Genomic DNA, 17,245 nt, shown 5'->3' with positions numbered 1-17,245 from the left:
GAACATATCAATAGTTCGTTGTCTGCCTCTTTTATAGAAAATGGTACAATGGAAATGAACCGTGAATTGGATATGGTACAAACCTTAGAGTACCATGTATTAGATAAACTTGAACTAAGCGAAAAAAATGAAGTGAGCAATTTGAGAATAAGTGGAAGGCTATAAAATTCAAATGCCAGGCTTCCTGAGATTGCTTCTTTTTTATAGACTTGTTTTTTTGTTTGGCTGATCAAGTAGAAAGTGTGGGATGCAAGTGGTTGTTTTTTATATTTTACTAATTATGTTATTAATGATCGTTAGTTATCATTTTGTTGCTTATCTATATGCTAAAAAATTGATCAAAATAGGATTGCAACGAGGCTATCCTTGGTATGAAGAAACAGGGCATCAATTGATGGACCCAGCTTCTTTGACGACGGTCGATGAACAACGGCAAAAGTTAGAAGACTTAGCGGAAGACTTTTGGCAAAAGGGCGAAAGTGTGACGACTAAAAGCCATGAAGGATTGAAACTAAAAGGCAGAATGTTCTTTTCTTATGCAAACAAAGGAAAATGGGTGATCTGTGTTCACGATTATCGTAGTACAGGCAAAAAAGACATGTCTTACATTGGAAAGAAATACGCAGAGAAAGGTTTCAATGTTTTGATTCCAGATTTACGTGCGCATGGGGAAAGTGAAGGAGAAATCATTGGAATGGGCTGGTTGGATCGCTTGGATTTGATTCTCTGGATCAATGAAATCTTAAAAAAAGAACCAGAAGCTACGATTCTACTCCATGGAGGCTCCATGGGTGCTTCGACAATCATGATGGCTAGCGGAGAAAAGCTGCCGAGTGCGGTGAAAGGCTTGATTCTTGATAGTGGTTTTGTATCGGTCTATTCAGAATTTCGTTATATGTTAAGTAAGTTAACGGCGTTTCCGAAAAAAATCATCATGAGATATGCCAATCGATATGCCCAAAAGTATGCTGGCTACTCTTTGAAACAAGCTTCTGCTACGAGACAATTAGGAAGCAACCATTTACCAGTGCTGATCATCCATGGTGAACATGATCATTTTGTGCCAATGGAAGCAGCGTACACGATCCAAAATGCGACAGCAGGAGATAAAGCCTTATTGCTAGTGCCGGGAGCAGAGCATTTAGAAGCGGTCAGCAAAGATCCAGATACTTACTGGACAGTGATTTTCTCATTCATTGAACAAAGAGTGCAATTATAAGTACAAATGATTGTCTGAAAAAAATAGGACTGGTAAAATCAAAGAGTGTAAAAATAGTGTTCGTTATTTAAGAATAAGGAGCGTGAAAAAATGGAAATCAAAGAAGAAAAGAATCGTTTAGTACTGTTCGATGATGAACAAACAGAAATTGGTGAAATGACTTGGTCTGATGCCGGTCCGGATATTATGATCATTGACCACACATTTGTTGATCCAGCTTTTAGAGGACAGAAATTAGCAGAAAAACTGGTTGCGACCGGAGTGGACGTAGCTAGACGTACGGGTAAAAAAGTGATCCCACTATGTCCGTATGCGAAAGCAGAGTTTGAAAGAAAAGCTGAATATCAGGATGTTTGGCGTAAATAAATACCAAAGAATGCGGAAAAACTGAAGACTATCGCAGTTCCTTAGAGAATCAACTAGCGAGCCCTCCAATCGTGTGCTTTAAAACATCGACCATCTGATGAAACACTGTTGTCACAAGGCGTGTTATGTGATAAAGTTAGAAGGACGATATTTTGAGAAAGGAGGCTGTTTGATGTATAATATTATTTTAGGGATCGTTATCGTTATATCAATTATGATGGTCATCGCGATCATGATGCAACCAAGCAAACAAAATAGTGCAGCAAGTGCATTTACAGGTGGAGCAGATCAATTATTCGGAAAGCAAAAAGCACGTGGATTTGAAGCAGTAATGCAACGCTCGACAGCTGTTATGGGCGCTGTATGGATGATTTTGTTATTCGTACTTGCATTTTTATCTTCTAAGTAAATCGTTTAAAACCAAAGAGCAGAAGTGGTTCTTTGCTTAGAGCAGATTTAGAGGATAGATTGAAGGTTCATCGATTTTTCAAATAAATAGAGGGTCTGGGAAACGAAATTATCCCAGACCTTTTTTGTTGAATAGAAAAGGGACCGTTATATAAGAAGGTATTTGTTAACTATGGTAAAATAAGGCTAATGAGGTGAATTAAATGAAAAGTCTACCACAACCTATTTATGAAAAACATGGGAAGCGCGCAGTTCTCTTATTACATGCGTATTCGGGTAGTCCGAACGATGTACGAATGTTAGCTCGTTTTTTAGAAAAATCAAACTATACGATTTATGCGCCCACTTTTACTGGGCATGGGACGCTTGCACCAAACGAGATTTTAGATCAAGATGCTGAAACTTGGTGGCAAGATACAAAACAAGCGCTTCAATTTCTGCATGAGGAAGGATTTTCTGACATCGCCGTTTTAGGATTATCGATGGGAGGCATTTTTGCAGTTCGAGCATTATCAGAGATTTCTCTGGTAGGCGGCGGCTTTTTCTGCTCGCCGATTTCTCCAGTAGAAAACCATGTGCCAGAAAACTTTGAGAACTATGTACGTCATGTCTTGAAAATTGCTGGAGAATCTGAGGAAACGATCGAACAAAAAGTCGTCGCTTTCCGCCCACGTGTAGAGCAACAGTTAAGAGACATTCAAGAACAAGCAGCAATTACAGAAAGTAAGTTGTCAGATATCCAAACGCCTGTCTTCATGGCTCAAGCGGGTCAAGATGAAATGATTGATCCTTATGGTGTCTATGATACAGCCAAAAAACTTGCACATACGGGTATTTCCCTACATTGGTATCCTGAAAGCAAACATGTGATCACAGTAGGAGTAGCAAGAAAAGCCTTTGAAAAAGATGTGTTGGATTTTCTAGAGAACTTACCTTGGAATGAGGAGTAAAAATGACAAAAGAAACATTAAAAGAAAAAATCCTCTTCTTTATTGAAAGTAGTCGAAAGAAAAGTTTTTCGATGGAAGAGATTGCCGAAGGGCTAGGCTTTCAAAAAAGTGAAGATTTTAAATTATTAGTACAAACCATCGCACAGATGGAACGAGAACAAAGTATCGTCTTTACGAAAAAAGGTAAAGTCAAACTGCCGCTTCAGCCGATTTTGATCGAAGGGATCTTTCGCGCAAACGAGCGAGGATTCGGTTTTGTGACGATCGACCCTGAAGAAGATGATGTATATATCCCTAAGGAAGCAACAGGATATGCGATGGATGGAGACACTGTTGCGATCGATATCGTCAAAACGGCGGATGCTTTTACAGATCGTGGAGCGGAAGGGAAAGTTGTTGAAATTCGTCAACGAGCAACTACGCAAATCGCGGGAGAGTTCATTGCTTATACGGATGACGAAATGGCAGAAACAGATCTTTATGGGGTAGTCATCCCTAAAGATAAAAAAATGAATCAATTCAAAGTCTATGCCGCAGCAGAAGGTGTCCGCCCAGTAGATGGAAGCATCGTGTTGATCGAATTGACACATTATCCGGAAAAAAGCTACGCGACAAGTTTAGAAGGCATCATCAAACAAGTCATCGGACATAAAAATGATCCTGGAATGGATATTTTATCGATCGTCGTGGCTAACGGAATCCCGACTAAATTTCCTGATGACGTATTGAGTGAAGCCGATGCCGTACCAGATAGTATCAGTGAAGAAGATTTGATTGGCCGCAGAGATTTACGTGACCAATTGATCGTGACGATCGATGGGGAAGATGCCAAAGATTTAGATGATGCGGTCACTGTTAGAAAATTAGCGAATGGGAATTATTTTTTAGGCGTTCACATTGCGGATGTTTCGTATTATGTAACGGAAGGCAGTCAATTAGACCGTGAAGCGTATGAACGTGGAACGAGTGTCTATTTAACAGATCGCGTGATCCCAATGATTCCACAGCGGTTATCAAACGGTATTTGTTCGTTGAATCCTAAGGTACCTCGGTTAACGATGAGTTGCGAAATGGAGATCGATCCTACAGGGAACATTATTTCTCATGAAATTTTCCCAAGTGTGATCCAAACGACTGAGCGGATGACGTATACCGCAGTGAATCAAATCTTAGAGGAACAAGATGAAGAAACGATGACCCGGTATGAGTCTTTGGTCCCTATGTTCCAAGCGATGGGTGAGTTGCATGAGATTTTAGAAACGATGCGTATCCGACGTGGCGCAATCTCATTTGAGGATCGTGAAGCTAAGATCTTAGTTGATCAAGAAGGTCACCCTCAAGATATCCAATTGCGGAGTCGTGGCGTAGGTGAACGGTTGATCGAATCCTTTATGTTAGCGGCCAATGAAACGGTGGCAGAACATTATTCTCGCGGGAAGTTCCCTTTTATTTACCGTATCCATGAGCAACCAAAAGAAGAGAAAATGCAACGTTTCTTTGATTTTGCCTCTGCTTTAGGGATTTTGGTCAAAGGAACAAAGGGAACGATCACACCTAAGGACTTACAAAAAGTGATCGAAGACGTCGAGGAAAAACCTGAATCAGCTGTGATCAATACCATGTTGTTGAGAAGTATGCAACAAGCACGCTATTCTGAGGACAATTTTGGACATTACGGGTTAGCAGCAGAATATTATACGCATTTTACGTCACCGATCCGTCGTTATCCAGATTTGATCGTCCACCGTTTGATTCGTTCCTATGGTCAAGATCCAAGTGAAAGTAATCAAGAGTATTGGGAACAAACACTGCCTGACATTGCGGATCATAGTTCGAAAATGGAACGTCGTGCAGTTGAAACAGAACGTGAAGTTGATTCAATGAAGAAAGCTGAATTCATGATGGATAAGGTTGGCGAAGAATTTGATGGTATCATCAGTTCTGTGGTGAAATTTGGGCTGTTTATCGAGCTGCCTAATACCGTGGAAGGATTGATCCACATCAATGAATTGCGTCAAGATTATTTCCACTATATTGAAAACCATCTAGCCTTAGTGGGTGAGCGGACAGGATTGACATTCAAGATCGGTCAAAAAGTACGTGTCAAAGTAGTCAAAGCAGATCCTACCGAGCGTGCAGTTGATTTTGAATTAGTCGCTGCGGAGGAATTGGCGCCGCTGGAAGCACCGAAGGCAAGAAGAAAAGAACAAGGCAGACCTTCAAGAAAAACAAGTGACCGGCAAATGGATAAGAAAAAACGTCCAAAAAAAGCCGATAGTAAATATGGTCCAAAAAAAGAAAAGGGTAAAAAAGGGAAAAAACCTTTTTACAAAGGCATCAACAAGAAAAAGAAGAAAAAATAATCAAAAAATGAATTGGGGGAATGTAGAATGCCAAAAGGCGAGGGAAAATTGATTGCACAAAATAAAAAAGCTCGCCATGATTATTCGATCATCGACACAATGGAAGCAGGAATGGTTTTACAAGGTACAGAGATCAAATCTATTCGTAATAGTCGTATCAATCTAAAAGATGGATTTGTTCGTGTTAGAAACGGCGAAGCTTTTTTGCATAATGTCCATGTCAGCCCTTATGAACAAGGGAATATCTTTAATCATGATCCACTGAGAACTAGAAAGTTGTTACTGCATAAAAAGCAAATCGCACGTTTATCAAGTGAAACTAAGAACACTGGTATAACGATCGTTCCTTTAAAAGTTTATATTCGAGATGGCTATGCGAAAGTCTTGATCGGTTTAGCTAAAGGAAAAAAATCGTATGATAAGCGAGAAGATTTGAAGCGAAAAGATGTCGATCGTCAAATTGATCGAACATTAAAAAATTTCTCTAGATAATTTCATTATCCTTTTTCGCATATTCGGTGCTTTTAGATTTACTTAGTGATAAAATTTGTTAGCATTTAATCTGATGAAACATGATTATCAAAGGTTTTTCCTCGGTTTCATGGCATTGTATCATCCGTGTTTTTTATGATTTTTTGACTGAAATAAAAAAATGTCTAGTTTTCATGAAAATGCTTTGAAATTTCTGTTTCATGGTGGTATGATACCGTTTGGTTAGAAACCGATAAAGAAAAACCAGATACACACATGAAATTGATTTTATGTGAAATTTGGGGAAAAGAGGTGAAATGGATTGGATGAACGCTCGCTAACGTTCCATATTGGACCCGTTTGGTTTGATGGGACTGTTTGTTTGATGGTGTTGTTAACTTGTTTGATCGTTTTCTTTTTAGTTTACTTCTTTACTAGAAATCTAAAAATGAAGCCAACTGGAAAGCAAAATGCACTTGAATGGGTCATTGATTTTACACGAGGAATCGTTACAGATAATGTGCCTAGAAAAGAATTGAATAATTTTCACTTATTGGCATTTACATTATTCCTCTTTGTTTTTGTGGCAAACAATATCGGTTTAGTTACAAAAATCGTCTTACCTGGTAGCGAAACGACACTTTGGAAAAGTCCGACAGCAGACCCGTTTGTAACTTTAACATTGGCATTTATTATGATCACACTTACTCATCTATTCGGGGTGAAGAAGCTCGGTTTCAAAGGTTATTTTGTCAACTCATTCCTAAAACCCTATAGTTTTATGTTTCCAATGAAGGTGATCGAAGAGTTCACAAACTTGTTAACACTTGCTTTACGTCTTTATGGGAATATTTATGCGGGAGAAGTATTGCTAACTTTGATCGCAAAAATGATGACAAGCTTAGGCTGGTTCTCATTGCCATTAGCAATTCCGTTAGAGATGGTCTGGATCGCGTTCTCATTATTTATCGGAAGCATCCAAGCATTTGTCTTTGTCACTTTATCAATGGTATATATGAGTCACAAAATCGAAGTAGAAGAGTAAAAAATATTTAATGACTATTTAAACTATTTTAGGAGGAAGTAAATTATGAATTATATCGCAGCAGCAATCGCAATCTTAGGAGCAGCTATCGGAGCTGGTTACGGTAATGGTCAAGTAATTTCTAAAACAATCGAATCAATGGCACGTCAACCTGAAATGTCAGGTCAATTACGTACAACAATGTTCATCGGGGTAGCCTTAGTCGAAGCCGTTCCTATTCTAGGTGTTGTTATCGCCTTGATCCTAGTTTTTGGTGTGTAATAAAAATGCTGAGGTTGCGTGATCGACAAAAAACGATCGAATCTTTATCGATAGTTACGCAACCTAAAAAAACTGGATTCTCAGAGAAAGGAAGGCTAACCTATGCTGAATCAATTGGCAATTGCAGAAGTTGGCAATCCGATGTTAGGTAATATCATCGTTGTCAGCGGCTCATTTTTGATATTAATGGTCCTATTAAAACACTTTGCGTGGGGACCAATCAGCGATATTTTGAAAAAACGTGAAGATAAGATCGCCAATGATTTAGATTCTGCAGAACAATCTCGCATCAAATCAGCAAAATTAGAACAAGAACGTGAACAACAATTGTTGGCTTCTCGCTCTGATGCTGCGGATATCATCAAAAATGCGAAAGAAAGTGGAGAATTAAGCCGCCAAAATATTTTGAAGGAAACACAAGAAGAAGTTGCACGTCTGAAAAATAAAGCGCAAGCGGATATCACGATGGAACGTGATACTGCCTTGAACTCAGTCAAAGACGATGTAGCCGATCTTTCTCTTCAAATTGCGGAAAAAATCTTGAATAAAGAATTATCTCCAGAAATGCATGAATCTTTAATCAATCAATATATCGAAGGTCTAGGTTCGTCAAATGAAACTAGATAAATATACAGTAGGTAGACGTTACGGAAAAGCATTATTTGAACTGGCGATCGATTCAAATAATACGGAAGAAGTGTATCAAGAACTTCTTAGTCTACGTAAAATCTATTCCGATGTCCCTGAGTTAGGGAGTATCCTTAGTGATGTTCGTTTAGAGCCTCATGAAAAGCGATTGGTCATGGATAAATTAGTCAGTGGCTATCAAGGAATGGTTAAAAACTTTTTAGAAGTCGTGTTCATGTACAATCGTATGAACGATCTACCTTTGATGATCGACGAGTATGAACATCGTTACAATGAAAACAATGGCTTGTTACTAGGAAGTGTGACTACCGCAGTCCCACTTTCAGAGGAACAATTGAGCAGACTTGAAGCAAATGTCGCGAAAACAATGAACTACCAAACGGTTGAGTTGAAGCAACTAGTCGACTCTACGATCATTGGTGGGGCAATTGTGGAAGCAGATCATCAAGTGATCGACGGAAGCATTCGGACGCAGTTGGAAAAATTGCGTAATCAATTAAATAGATAGTACAAAGAGGTAGGTGAATCGAATGGCTATCAAAGCAGAAGAAATTAGTGCCTTGATTAAAGAACAAATCGAACATTATGAAAACGTGCTTTCAGTCGAAGAAATCGGTACAGTCACTTATGTTGGTGACGGGATCGCACGTGCACATGGACTTGAAAATGCCATGAGTGGTGAACTACTTGAATTTTCAAACGGTTCATATGGTATGGCACAAAACTTGGAATCAAATGATGTCGGAATCATTATCTTAGGAGATTTTGAATCCATTCGTGAAGGGGACAAAGTAAAACGTACAGGAAAGATCATGGAAGTACCAGTTGGTGACGCTATGATCGGCCGTGTCGTCAATCCTTTAGGACAGCCCATCGATGGTCTAGGAGAAATCGTGACTGACAAAACTCGTCCAGTCGAAGCGATGGCTCCTGGTGTTATGCAACGTAAATCAGTTAATGAACCGATGCAAACAGGTTTGAAAGCTATCGATGCATTAGTACCGATCGGACGTGGACAACGTGAATTAGTTATCGGTGACCGTAAGACAGGGAAAACATCGATTGCAATCGATACGATCATCAACCAAAAAGGTCAAGATATGATCTGTATCTATGTAGCGATTGGACAAAAAGATTCAACGGTACGTACCCAAGTAGAAACACTGAAAAAATATGGCGCAATGGATTATACGATCGTAGTCAATGCGGGGGCTTCACAACCTGCACCATTGCTATACATCGCACCTTACGCTGGTACAGCTATGGGTGAAGAATTCATGTATAACGGCAAACATGTATTGATCATTTTTGATGATCTATCAAAACAAGCGGTTGCCTATCGTGAGCTTTCTTTATTACTTCGCCGCCCACCAGGTCGCGAAGCCTATCCAGGGGATGTTTTCTACTTGCATTCTCGTTTGTTAGAACGTGCAGCAAAATTAAGTGATGAACTAGGTGGAGGATCAATGACTGCCTTGCCATTTGTTGAAACACAAGCCGGCGATATCTCTGCTTATATCCCAACAAATGTGATCTCGATCACCGATGGACAAATCTTCTTAGAAAGTGACTTATTCTATGCAGGAACACGACCAGCCGTTGATGCAGGTTTATCTGTTTCCCGTGTTGGTGGTTCAGCGCAAATCAAAGCAATGAAAAAAGTTGCCGGAACATTGCGCCTAGACTTAGCAAGTTACCGTGAATTAGAAGCATTTACTCAATTTGGTTCTGATCTAGATGCAGCGACACAAGCAAAATTGAATCGTGGCCGTCGTACTGTGGAAATCTTGAAGCAAAAATTACATGCACCTCTTGCAGTAGAAAAACAAGTAGTCATCTTATATGCGTTGACACACGGTTACTTAGACAGTATCCCTGTTGATAGCATTTTAGACTTTGAACATGAATTATTTGAATATCTAGAAACAAACCATGCTGATCTCTTTGAAACGATCCGTACAACGAAAGATCTTCCAGAAGAAGAAGCGTTGAATCAAGCGATCCAAGAATACAAAGATATTTTTATGGCAACAAAAGGTAACAATTCTTCAACAGAAGACAAATTGAAATCCATTCAAAATGCATAGTGAGGTGAGATGAATGGGCGCTTCATTAAATGAAATCAAGACACGAATCGCGTCAACGAAAAAGACGAGCCAAATCACTCGTGCCATGCAAATGGTCTCAGCCTCTAAATTGACAAAATCTGAAGCTTCTTCACAGAAGTTCCAGATTTATGCCAACAAGGTCAGAGAAATCGTTACGCATCTAACAGCGACACAATTAACTGACATTGCTTCTTCTAATCCAAGAGGAGATGTCAATTATAATAGTATGCTGATCAGTCGACCAGTTAAAAAAACCGGATATATCGTGATCACAGCTGATGGTGGATTAGTTGGTGGCTACAATAGTTCTATTTTGAAACAGACCATGTCTATTTTGGAAGAAGACCATCAATCACCAGACGAATATGTCATGATCGCTATTGGCGGTACCGGAGCGGATTTCTTTAAAGCTCGTGACATCAACTTAGCGTATGAACTGCGCAATTTGTCTGATCAACCTAGCTTTGATGAGGTTCGTAAAATCGTGAACATGGCAACAACCATGTATCAAAATGAAGTATTCGACGAATTGTATGTATGTTATAACCATCACATCAATTCATTGACTAGTCAATTTCGTGTAGAAAAAATGTTGCCAATTTCAGACTTAGATCCGGGCGAAGCGAAAAGCTTTGAGCAAGAATATATTTTTGAACCTTCGAAAGAAGAAATCTTGGCTCAACTATTGCCGCAGTATGCCGAAAGTTTGATTTATGGCGCGATCGTCGATGCGAAAACCGCAGAACATGCTGCTGGTATGACCGCTATGAAAACCGCAACAGATAATGCTGCGAATATCATCGATGATTTGACGGTTTCATACAACCGTGCAAGACAAGGGGCGATCACCCAAGAAATTACCGAAATTGTTGCCGGAGCATCGGCACTAGAATAGCAAGGAGATTGGAGGAAAAAAGATGAGTTCAGGCAAGATTGTTCAAGTAATCGGTCCCGTTGTCGACGTGGAATTTTCTTTAGACCAATCCTTACCAGATATCAACAACGCATTAGTTGTTTATAAAAATGATGAGAAAAAATCAAAAGTTGTTCTTGAAGCAGCGTTAGAATTAGGTGACGGAGTGATCCGTACGATTGCAATGGAATCTACTGATGGATTGCAACGTGGGATGGAAGTCATTGACACAAGTAAAGCAATCTCTGTACCAGTTGGAACAGAAACGTTAGGTCGTGTGTTCAACGTATTGGGCGAAACGATCGATTTAGAAACACCATTTCCAGAAGATGCGCAAAGAAGTGAGATCCACAAAAAAGCACCAAATTTTGATGAATTAAGTACAAGTACAGAGATTCTTGAAACAGGGATCAAAGTTATTGACTTATTAGCACCTTATTTAAAAGGTGGGAAAGTTGGATTGTTTGGTGGTGCCGGTGTTGGTAAGACCGTTCTGATCCAAGAATTGATCCACAACATCGCCCAAGAGCATGGTGGGATCTCAGTATTTACCGGTGTAGGTGAACGTACTCGTGAAGGGAATGACCTATACTATGAGATGAAAGATTCTGGCGTTATCGAAAAAACAGCGATGGTGTTCGGACAAATGAACGAGCCACCAGGTGCACGTATGCGTGTCGCACTAACTGGTTTGACGATCGCGGAATATTTCCGAGATGTTGAAGGACAAGATGTGCTCTTATTTATTGATAATATTTTCCGTTTCACACAAGCAGGTTCAGAAGTATCTGCCTTGTTAGGACGTATGCCATCAGCGGTTGGTTACCAACCAACGTTAGCTACTGAAATGGGACAACTTCAAGAACGGATCACTTCAACGAAAAAAGGTTCGATCACGTCGATCCAAGCAATCTATGTACCAGCGGATGACTATACTGACCCAGCGCCAGCAACGACATTTGCCCATTTAGATGCAACGACGAACTTAGAACGTAAATTGACAGAACAAGGGATCTACCCAGCGGTTGACCCACTTGCTTCTTCATCCAGTGCGTTGTCACCTGAAATCGTTGGAGAAGAACACTACAAAGTAGCAACTGAAGTCCAACACGTACTACAACGTTACCGTGAATTGCAAGATATCATTGCTATCTTAGGGATGGATGAATTATCGGATCAAGAAAAAGTGTTGGTTTCACGTGCGCGTAGAATCCAATTCTTCTTATCACAAAACTTCAATGTAGCTGAACAATTCACAGGTCTTCCAGGTTCTTACGTACCGGTCGAAGAAACGGTTAAAGGTTTCCGTGAGATCCTTGAAGGTAAATACGACGATCTTCCTGAAGAAGCGTTCCGTAGTGTGGGCCGAATCGAAGACGTTGTCGAAAAAGCGAAAAAACTAGGCTACTAGAAAGGGGTGCCCCATGGATCAATATTTAACTGTTAATGTGGTTACTCCCGATGGTTTAGTTTATGATCACCATGCGGCAATCGTTGTTGCACGAACTACTGCCGGCGAACTAGGTATTTTACCGCAACATGCGCCCATCATCGTGCCATTAACGATCGATGAAGTGCGTGTGAAACGGACAGATTCAGATACACACGTTGACTGGATCGCTGTCAATGGCGGCATCATGGAAGTGCGTGATAACTTAGTTTCAATCGTCGCAGATAGTGCGGAACGTGAACGAGATATCGATGTATCTCGAGCAGAACGTGCAAAACAACGTGCTGAACGACAAATCGAAGAAGCCAAACAAAAAGAAGATAAGAACGAATTGAAACGGGCAACTGTTGCTTTACACCGAGCAGTGAACCGAATCAATGTATCGAAGCATAAGTAATTACTGATCAACTAAGTAGTAATTGAATGGAGTGAACAACTCCAAAAGAAGAGAACGAGATACCTTTGGATGCATCAGCTTCCATGAGTGTCTCGTTCTCTTCTTTTTTTTACACAGTGCTGATTGCTTGCAGTACACCATATTAAAAAACTCTAAGTTAATTTCGTTGCTATAACTCATCATCGCTAGTCCTTAATAATAAATGAATTGAAATTTATTATATATATGATGTAAATGAATGTTTTTTTCATTCATTTTTCAGAGTTTGTCAAGAAAATTACAGATATTTATCATTTTTGCAACCAATAATTTCTACTTTTATAAAATTTATGGTATCATCAGTGTGTTAGTTATCAAAAAACATTTGTTAGAAAGGGCGTAATGATGCAAGTATATGGTATTGATGCAATCATTCGGATCGTTAGTCACTTGGCATTTATTTACTTAGCCTTTTGGTCTTTGCGTTCTTTACGCGTTGACGCTTTTTTTCGGTCAATGCATACGACACAAATTAGAATGGCAATTGTCCTTTTTTCAATTTTTTTAGGGTATACAGCGAGCAGTTTTTTCTTAGAGATCATTGCGCTATGTCGAAATCTTTTCGTCAGCCTATAATTTTAAAAAAAGGTACTATTTTAAAACAAGAAGTGATATAATAAAAAAGATTTTGAGCGAATGTATACTCAACGGATTTTTTTTGGGGGGAACAACATGGAAGAGATCATCGTAAAAGGTGGCAATCAATTAAAAGGAACAGTAAAGATTGAAGGAGCAAAGAACGCGGTTTTACCGATTTTAGCCGCAAGTTTATTGGCTGAAGAAGGAACAACCGTTTTAGATAATGTGCCAATTCTTTCTGACGTGTTCACTATGAATCAAGTGATCCGTCATTTGAACGTAGATGTAGCGTTTGATGAAGAAAATAATCGTGTGACACTTGATGCATCGAGAGAATTAGAAATTGAAGCACCTTATGAATACGTAAGCCAAATGCGTGCCTCAATCGTAGTAATGGGACCATTACTAGCTAGAAATGGTCATGCAAAAGTTGCGATGCCTGGTGGATGCGCGATTGGAAAACGTCCGATCGATCTACACTTGAAAGGCTTCCAAGCATTGGGAGCAAAAATCATTCAAAAAAATGGTTATATCGAAGCAATCGCGGATCAACTGATTGGAAATACGATTTACCTTGATTTCCCAAGTGTTGGTGCGACACAAAATATCATGATGGCTGCTGTCAAAGCAAAAGGCACAACGATCATCGAAAACGTTGCACGTGAACCTGAGATCGTCGATTTAGCGAATATCTTAAATAAAATGGGTGCAAACATTTATGGCGCTGGTACAGAAACGATGCGTATTGAAGGCGTGGATCATTTGCATGCAGTCAATCATTCGATCGTCCAAGACCGTATTGAAGCTGGAACCTTTATGGTAGCAGCAGCAATGACTGAAGGCGACTTATTGATCGCTGATGCCATTTCTGAGCATAATCGTCCATTGATCTCTAAATTGATCGAAATGGGCGCAACGATCACAGAAGAAGCTGGTGGCGTTCGTGTCATCGGTCCAAAACACATTTTACCGACAGATGTTAAGACAATGCCTCATCCAGGGTTTCCAACGGATATGCAAGCACAAATGACTGCTATCCAATTGGTTGCAGAAGGAACGAGCGTTGTGACTGAAACAGTCTTTGAGAACCGTTTCCAACATCTAGAAGAAATGCGCCGAATGAATGCACATGTGAAAATCGATGGCAATATTGCGATCATGGATGGCAATCATGAATTACAAGGTGCTGAAGTTTATGCAACAGATCTAAGAGCAGCAGCAGCACTTGTCTTAGCCGGTCTGAAAGCAAATGGCATCACACGCGTTCGTAATCTTAAATATTTAGATCGTGGCTATTATAATTTCCATATTAAATTGCAACAATTAGGTGCAGATGTGGAACGAGTAAACGTAGAAGAAACACCAATCGAAAAAACACCACAAACAATCGCTTAAGGATGTGACGAGAGATGACGAATTCACGCTATATTTTAATAAGTATGGTAAAAATTTTAGCTGTCATATTACTTGTACTCCTGCTGTTCATCATTGGGACAATGATCGGATATGGTTTGATTGGCGGTGGAAGTCCATTTAAGGTCTTTCAACCGAGCTTATGGTTGCATATCTTCGATTTCTTTAGTTAAGTATGTACACTAAGAAGTAGATAAGATAAAATAAAGAGGCTGGCAGCTACTGTCTTGCCTCTTTTTTATGGAGATGAAAATATGAAAAAAGTTTTGATTTATTTAGTCCGAGGGTATCAGCGGTTTATTTCACCTGCTTTTCCGCCAAGTTGCCGATACTATCCAACTTGTTCTAATTACATGATCCAAGCGATCCAAGTGCATGGCGCGCTTAAAGGAACACTGATGGGTACAGCACGGATCTTTCGTTGCCATCCATTTGTGAAAGGCGGAATCGATTATGTTCCTCGGAACTTTCGCTTGACTCGTAATAAAGAAGATAAAGAAATGCCAGAATACAAAAAATACACGAAAAAAAGGCACTGATTTTTCAAGATAGGAGAATAAGATGTTTGAACAATTGAACAAAAATGATTTGCCATGGGCGTTGCTATTAGAAGCAGATCCTGACAAAGATAAAGTGATGGCGTATGTCACAAATGGCGATGGTTTTATCTGGAAAGAGCAAGATGAAGTGATTGGTGTACTTGTTTATGAAATTAGAGACACAGAATTTGAGATCATGAATGTTTCTGTTGCTGATGCGCATCAAGGGAAAGGCATCGGAGGTAAGCTGCTTGATCATGCCATCGAACGCTTGAGCAAAGAAAGTGGGCAACAAACAAAAATCTTGATCCGTACAGGAAGTATCACCAATCCAGCGTTACATCTTTATCAGAAAAAAGGATTTGAAGAAGTATCAAGGGAAAAGGATTACTTTATCAATAACTATCCAGAACCAATCTATGAAGAAGGAATCCTTCTCAGAGATCAAGTAACCTTAGCCAAAAAACTGTAACTCAAAAAAGAAAGCGTTTCATAATAAGGGAAATCAAGTACTGAGGAGGAAGAAGTAAAAATGGGTATTTTAGCATTCGACTTTGGCGGTTCAGCTGTCAAGTATGGTTATTGGGAACAAGAAACACTTACGCACAAAGATCAATTCACGACACCGGCTACATGGGAAGAAATGAAAGCGCAATTATTATCGGTATTCCAACGATTGTCACAAGAAGTAGCAATCAGCGGGGTTGCTTTTAGCGCACCTGGTGTAGTTAATAGTGAGCGACAAGTGATTGAAGGCATCAGCGCGATCCCTTATATCCATGGCTTCGATATTTATACTGAATTGCAAGAATTATTTGGCCTACCAGTTGCTATGGAAAATGATGCGAATTGCGCGGGTATGGCTGAATTTTATGAAGGTGCTGCTCGTGACTATCAAAATGTTGCTTTCGTTGTGATCGGTACAGGAGTAGGGGGTGCAATGTTCACCAATGGCGAGTTGAATAAAGGTGCCCATCTATATGGCGGTGAATTTGGCTTGATGTTTCTGAATGGTGAGCATACCTTCAGTACGTTAGGGACAGCCGTCCAAATGGCGTGGCGATACTGTGAGCGCAAAGGCTTAGATAAACATACCTTTAGTGGAAAAGAAGTGTTTGAATTAGCTGAAAAAGGTGATCCAATCGCACAGGAAGAAGTTGAATCTTTTTATGATTATTTAACTAAAGGATTATTTAGTATCCAATTTTCATTTGATCCTGAAATAATCGTATTAGGTGGCGGCATCTCAGCGAAAGAAGGGTTATTGTCAGAAATCAATCAACGCATGAAAAAATTGACATCTCATTTTGGGTTAAATGATTTTGATCCGTTGATTTCTTTATGTGAATATCGCAATGATGCGAATTTAATAGGAGCAGCAGCTAATTATTTAGCACAACAAGCACAACAAGAATCTATGAAATAAATTATCAGTTAGAAAACACACAGTGAATGTTTTCTGCCGTCAAATGTGATAAACTATTGAGGAGGTGGAGAATGATGTCAAAAAAGAATAAAGATATTGAAGTGCGTACCGAAGAGATCAAAAAAAAGATCAAAGGGAACACATATGATGTAACACAGTTATTTATTGGTAAAAAAATGATTGGTGAAATTTTAGCTTATGGGCCCAAAGAATTTGAGATTTTCTTGGGCGAAGAAGATTTCGGTAAAGAAAAAAGTCTTGAAAATGCGATAGAAACAGTGATTCGTCATTGGAATCTACACGAATAAAAAAATATCAAAAAAATTTTCAATAAAGGGTTGCAATCACTTGGAAAATTAGGTATTATAACTAAGTCAGGTTGATACAAACCTTTCGGAGGAGTAGCGAAGTGGCTAAACGCGACGGACTGTAAATCCGTTCCTTAGGGTTCAGTGGTTCGAATCCACTCTCCTCCATTTCATTGGGGTATAGCCAAGCGGTAAGGCAAGGGACTTTGACTCCCTCATGCGTTGGTTCGAATCCAGCTACCCCAGTTTCTAGAGTGATCCGTCGAAGATCACTCTTTTTTTTGTGTAAAACACCTTGTTTCTTGCTGATTTTTCTATTATAGGCTAGAGTAGATATAAGAA

General features: G+C 39.6%; 21 protein-coding genes and 2 tRNA genes. All 23 read left to right on the top strand.

The window, feature by feature from the left end:
- The first annotated feature begins 253 nt into the window (after positions 1-253).
- The 23 genes from JZO83_RS03080 (at position 254) to JZO83_RS02970 (ending at position 17,149) form a co-directional block, all read left to right on the top strand.
- Complete coding sequence (locus tag JZO83_RS03080) at positions 254-1,219, top strand: alpha/beta hydrolase (RefSeq protein WP_206853752.1); 966 nt, start codon at positions 254-256, stop codon at positions 1,217-1,219.
- 90 nt (positions 1,220-1,309) lie between these two features.
- Entirely contained in the window at positions 1,310-1,585 is a 276-nt protein-coding gene (locus JZO83_RS03075) for a GNAT family N-acetyltransferase (protein WP_206853578.1), read from the top strand.
- Positions 1,586-1,757: 172 nt separating this feature from the next.
- Positions 1,758-1,994, top strand: a complete 237-nt coding sequence (secG, locus tag JZO83_RS03070) for a preprotein translocase subunit SecG (RefSeq protein ID WP_010734881.1) — start codon at positions 1,758-1,760, stop codon at positions 1,992-1,994.
- A gap of 202 nt (positions 1,995-2,196) precedes the next feature.
- Complete coding sequence (locus JZO83_RS03065) at positions 2,197-2,943, top strand: alpha/beta fold hydrolase (protein WP_207114954.1); 747 nt, start codon at positions 2,197-2,199, stop codon at positions 2,941-2,943.
- A gap of 2 nt (positions 2,944-2,945) precedes the next feature.
- Positions 2,946-5,306 carry a ribonuclease R gene (gene rnr / locus JZO83_RS03060; protein ID WP_207114953.1) on the top strand — a complete coding sequence of 787 codons (2,361 nt, stop codon included), beginning with the start codon at positions 2,946-2,948 and terminating at the stop codon, positions 5,304-5,306.
- 27 nt (positions 5,307-5,333) lie between these two features.
- Positions 5,334-5,798: an SsrA-binding protein SmpB gene (gene smpB / locus JZO83_RS03055; RefSeq protein ID WP_019723750.1), complete on the top strand. Its 465-nt coding sequence runs from the start codon at positions 5,334-5,336 to the stop codon at positions 5,796-5,798.
- Positions 5,799-6,099: 301 nt separating this feature from the next.
- A complete protein-coding gene (atpB, locus tag JZO83_RS03050; protein ID WP_206853587.1) occupies positions 6,100-6,822 on the top strand; it encodes a F0F1 ATP synthase subunit A in 723 nt (240 codons plus the stop codon).
- A gap of 45 nt (positions 6,823-6,867) precedes the next feature.
- The gene (gene atpE / locus JZO83_RS03045; RefSeq protein ID WP_010734886.1) at positions 6,868-7,083 is read left to right on the top strand and encodes an ATP synthase F0 subunit C; all 216 of its coding nucleotides are present in this window, start codon (positions 6,868-6,870) and stop codon (positions 7,081-7,083) included.
- A 102-nt stretch (positions 7,084-7,185) separates the two neighbouring features.
- Positions 7,186-7,710, top strand: coding sequence for a F0F1 ATP synthase subunit B (gene atpF / locus JZO83_RS03040; RefSeq protein ID WP_206853590.1), 525 nt, complete (start codon positions 7,186-7,188; stop codon positions 7,708-7,710).
- Positions 7,697-8,239, top strand: a complete 543-nt coding sequence (gene atpH / locus JZO83_RS03035; RefSeq protein ID WP_206853592.1) for an ATP synthase F1 subunit delta — start codon at positions 7,697-7,699, stop codon at positions 8,237-8,239. Before atpF ends, atpH begins: the two co-directional genes overlap by 14 nt.
- Positions 8,240-8,261: 22 nt before the next feature.
- Positions 8,262-9,818 (top strand): F0F1 ATP synthase subunit alpha, encoded by a 1,557-nt coding sequence (gene atpA, locus JZO83_RS03030; protein WP_206853594.1) that lies wholly within the window; start codon positions 8,262-8,264, stop codon positions 9,816-9,818.
- A gap of 13 nt (positions 9,819-9,831) precedes the next feature.
- On the top strand, positions 9,832-10,734 hold the full coding sequence (locus JZO83_RS03025; protein WP_206853596.1) for a F0F1 ATP synthase subunit gamma: 903 nt from the start codon (positions 9,832-9,834) through the stop codon (positions 10,732-10,734).
- Positions 10,735-10,756: 22 nt separating this feature from the next.
- Positions 10,757-12,163, top strand: a complete 1,407-nt coding sequence (gene atpD, locus JZO83_RS03020) for a F0F1 ATP synthase subunit beta (protein WP_206853598.1) — start codon at positions 10,757-10,759, stop codon at positions 12,161-12,163.
- A 13-nt stretch (positions 12,164-12,176) separates the two neighbouring features.
- Complete coding sequence (locus JZO83_RS03015; protein ID WP_206853600.1) at positions 12,177-12,599, top strand: F0F1 ATP synthase subunit epsilon; 423 nt, start codon at positions 12,177-12,179, stop codon at positions 12,597-12,599.
- Between the two features lie 384 nt (positions 12,600-12,983).
- A complete protein-coding gene (locus JZO83_RS03010) occupies positions 12,984-13,214 on the top strand; it encodes a DUF1146 family protein (RefSeq protein ID WP_029594144.1) in 231 nt (76 codons plus the stop codon).
- A gap of 96 nt (positions 13,215-13,310) precedes the next feature.
- Positions 13,311-14,612: a UDP-N-acetylglucosamine 1-carboxyvinyltransferase gene (gene murA, locus JZO83_RS03005; RefSeq protein WP_207114952.1), complete on the top strand. Its 1,302-nt coding sequence runs from the start codon at positions 13,311-13,313 to the stop codon at positions 14,610-14,612.
- A gap of 14 nt (positions 14,613-14,626) precedes the next feature.
- Complete coding sequence (locus tag JZO83_RS03000) at positions 14,627-14,803, top strand: DNA-directed RNA polymerase subunit beta (RefSeq protein WP_207114951.1); 177 nt, start codon at positions 14,627-14,629, stop codon at positions 14,801-14,803.
- 81 nt (positions 14,804-14,884) lie between these two features.
- Positions 14,885-15,169 (top strand): membrane protein insertion efficiency factor YidD, encoded by a 285-nt coding sequence (gene yidD, locus JZO83_RS02995; protein WP_206853606.1) that lies wholly within the window; start codon positions 14,885-14,887, stop codon positions 15,167-15,169.
- A gap of 22 nt (positions 15,170-15,191) precedes the next feature.
- Positions 15,192-15,641, top strand: coding sequence for an N-acetyltransferase (locus tag JZO83_RS02990; RefSeq protein WP_206853609.1), 450 nt, complete (start codon positions 15,192-15,194; stop codon positions 15,639-15,641).
- 60 nt (positions 15,642-15,701) lie between these two features.
- A complete protein-coding gene (locus tag JZO83_RS02985; protein ID WP_207114950.1) occupies positions 15,702-16,595 on the top strand; it encodes an ROK family protein in 894 nt (297 codons plus the stop codon).
- Between the two features lie 71 nt (positions 16,596-16,666).
- Entirely contained in the window at positions 16,667-16,903 is a 237-nt protein-coding gene (locus JZO83_RS02980; RefSeq protein WP_207114949.1) for a DUF2969 domain-containing protein, read from the top strand.
- 87 nt (positions 16,904-16,990) lie between these two features.
- Positions 16,991-17,071, top strand: a tRNA-Tyr gene (locus JZO83_RS02975).
- A 6-nt stretch (positions 17,072-17,077) separates the two neighbouring features.
- Positions 17,078-17,149: transfer RNA gene (locus tag JZO83_RS02970), tRNA-Gln, on the top strand.
- Positions 17,150-17,245: the final 96 nt, after the last annotated feature.

This window comes from Enterococcus sp. DIV1298c (assembly GCF_017316315.1).
In the GTDB taxonomy this organism is placed as follows: Bacteria; Bacillota; Bacilli; order Lactobacillales; family Enterococcaceae; genus Enterococcus_B; species Enterococcus_B mangumiae.
This window is presented reverse-complemented; position numbering and strand designations above follow the sequence as displayed.

Bases quoted from the DNA above. Each gene is read 5' to 3' on its own strand.
- JZO83_RS03075 (WP_206853578.1), top strand. From the start codon at position 1,310: ATGGAAATCAAAGAAGAAAAGAATCGTTTAGTACTGTTCGATGATGAA.
- secG (WP_010734881.1), top strand. From the start codon at position 1,758: ATGTATAATATTATTTTAGGGATCGTTATCGTTATATCAATTATGATG.
- JZO83_RS03065 (WP_207114954.1), top strand. From the start codon at position 2,197: ATGAAAAGTCTACCACAACCTATTTATGAAAAACATGGGAAGCGCGCA.
- rnr (WP_207114953.1), top strand. From the start codon at position 2,946: ATGACAAAAGAAACATTAAAAGAAAAAATCCTCTTCTTTATTGAAAGT.
- smpB (WP_019723750.1), top strand. From the start codon at position 5,334: ATGCCAAAAGGCGAGGGAAAATTGATTGCACAAAATAAAAAAGCTCGC.
- atpE (WP_010734886.1), top strand. From the start codon at position 6,868: ATGAATTATATCGCAGCAGCAATCGCAATCTTAGGAGCAGCTATCGGA.
- atpF (WP_206853590.1), top strand. From the start codon at position 7,186: ATGCTGAATCAATTGGCAATTGCAGAAGTTGGCAATCCGATGTTAGGT.
- atpH (WP_206853592.1), top strand. From the start codon at position 7,697: ATGAAACTAGATAAATATACAGTAGGTAGACGTTACGGAAAAGCATTA.
- atpA (WP_206853594.1), top strand. From the start codon at position 8,262: ATGGCTATCAAAGCAGAAGAAATTAGTGCCTTGATTAAAGAACAAATC.
- JZO83_RS03025 (WP_206853596.1), top strand. From the start codon at position 9,832: ATGGGCGCTTCATTAAATGAAATCAAGACACGAATCGCGTCAACGAAA.
- atpD (WP_206853598.1), top strand. From the start codon at position 10,757: ATGAGTTCAGGCAAGATTGTTCAAGTAATCGGTCCCGTTGTCGACGTG.
- JZO83_RS03015 (WP_206853600.1), top strand. From the start codon at position 12,177: ATGGATCAATATTTAACTGTTAATGTGGTTACTCCCGATGGTTTAGTT.
- JZO83_RS03010 (WP_029594144.1), top strand. From the start codon at position 12,984: ATGCAAGTATATGGTATTGATGCAATCATTCGGATCGTTAGTCACTTG.
- murA (WP_207114952.1), top strand. From the start codon at position 13,311: ATGGAAGAGATCATCGTAAAAGGTGGCAATCAATTAAAAGGAACAGTA.
- JZO83_RS03000 (WP_207114951.1), top strand. From the start codon at position 14,627: ATGACGAATTCACGCTATATTTTAATAAGTATGGTAAAAATTTTAGCT.
- yidD (WP_206853606.1), top strand. From the start codon at position 14,885: ATGAAAAAAGTTTTGATTTATTTAGTCCGAGGGTATCAGCGGTTTATT.
- JZO83_RS02990 (WP_206853609.1), top strand. From the start codon at position 15,192: ATGTTTGAACAATTGAACAAAAATGATTTGCCATGGGCGTTGCTATTA.
- JZO83_RS02985 (WP_207114950.1), top strand. From the start codon at position 15,702: ATGGGTATTTTAGCATTCGACTTTGGCGGTTCAGCTGTCAAGTATGGT.
- JZO83_RS02980 (WP_207114949.1), top strand. From the start codon at position 16,667: ATGATGTCAAAAAAGAATAAAGATATTGAAGTGCGTACCGAAGAGATC.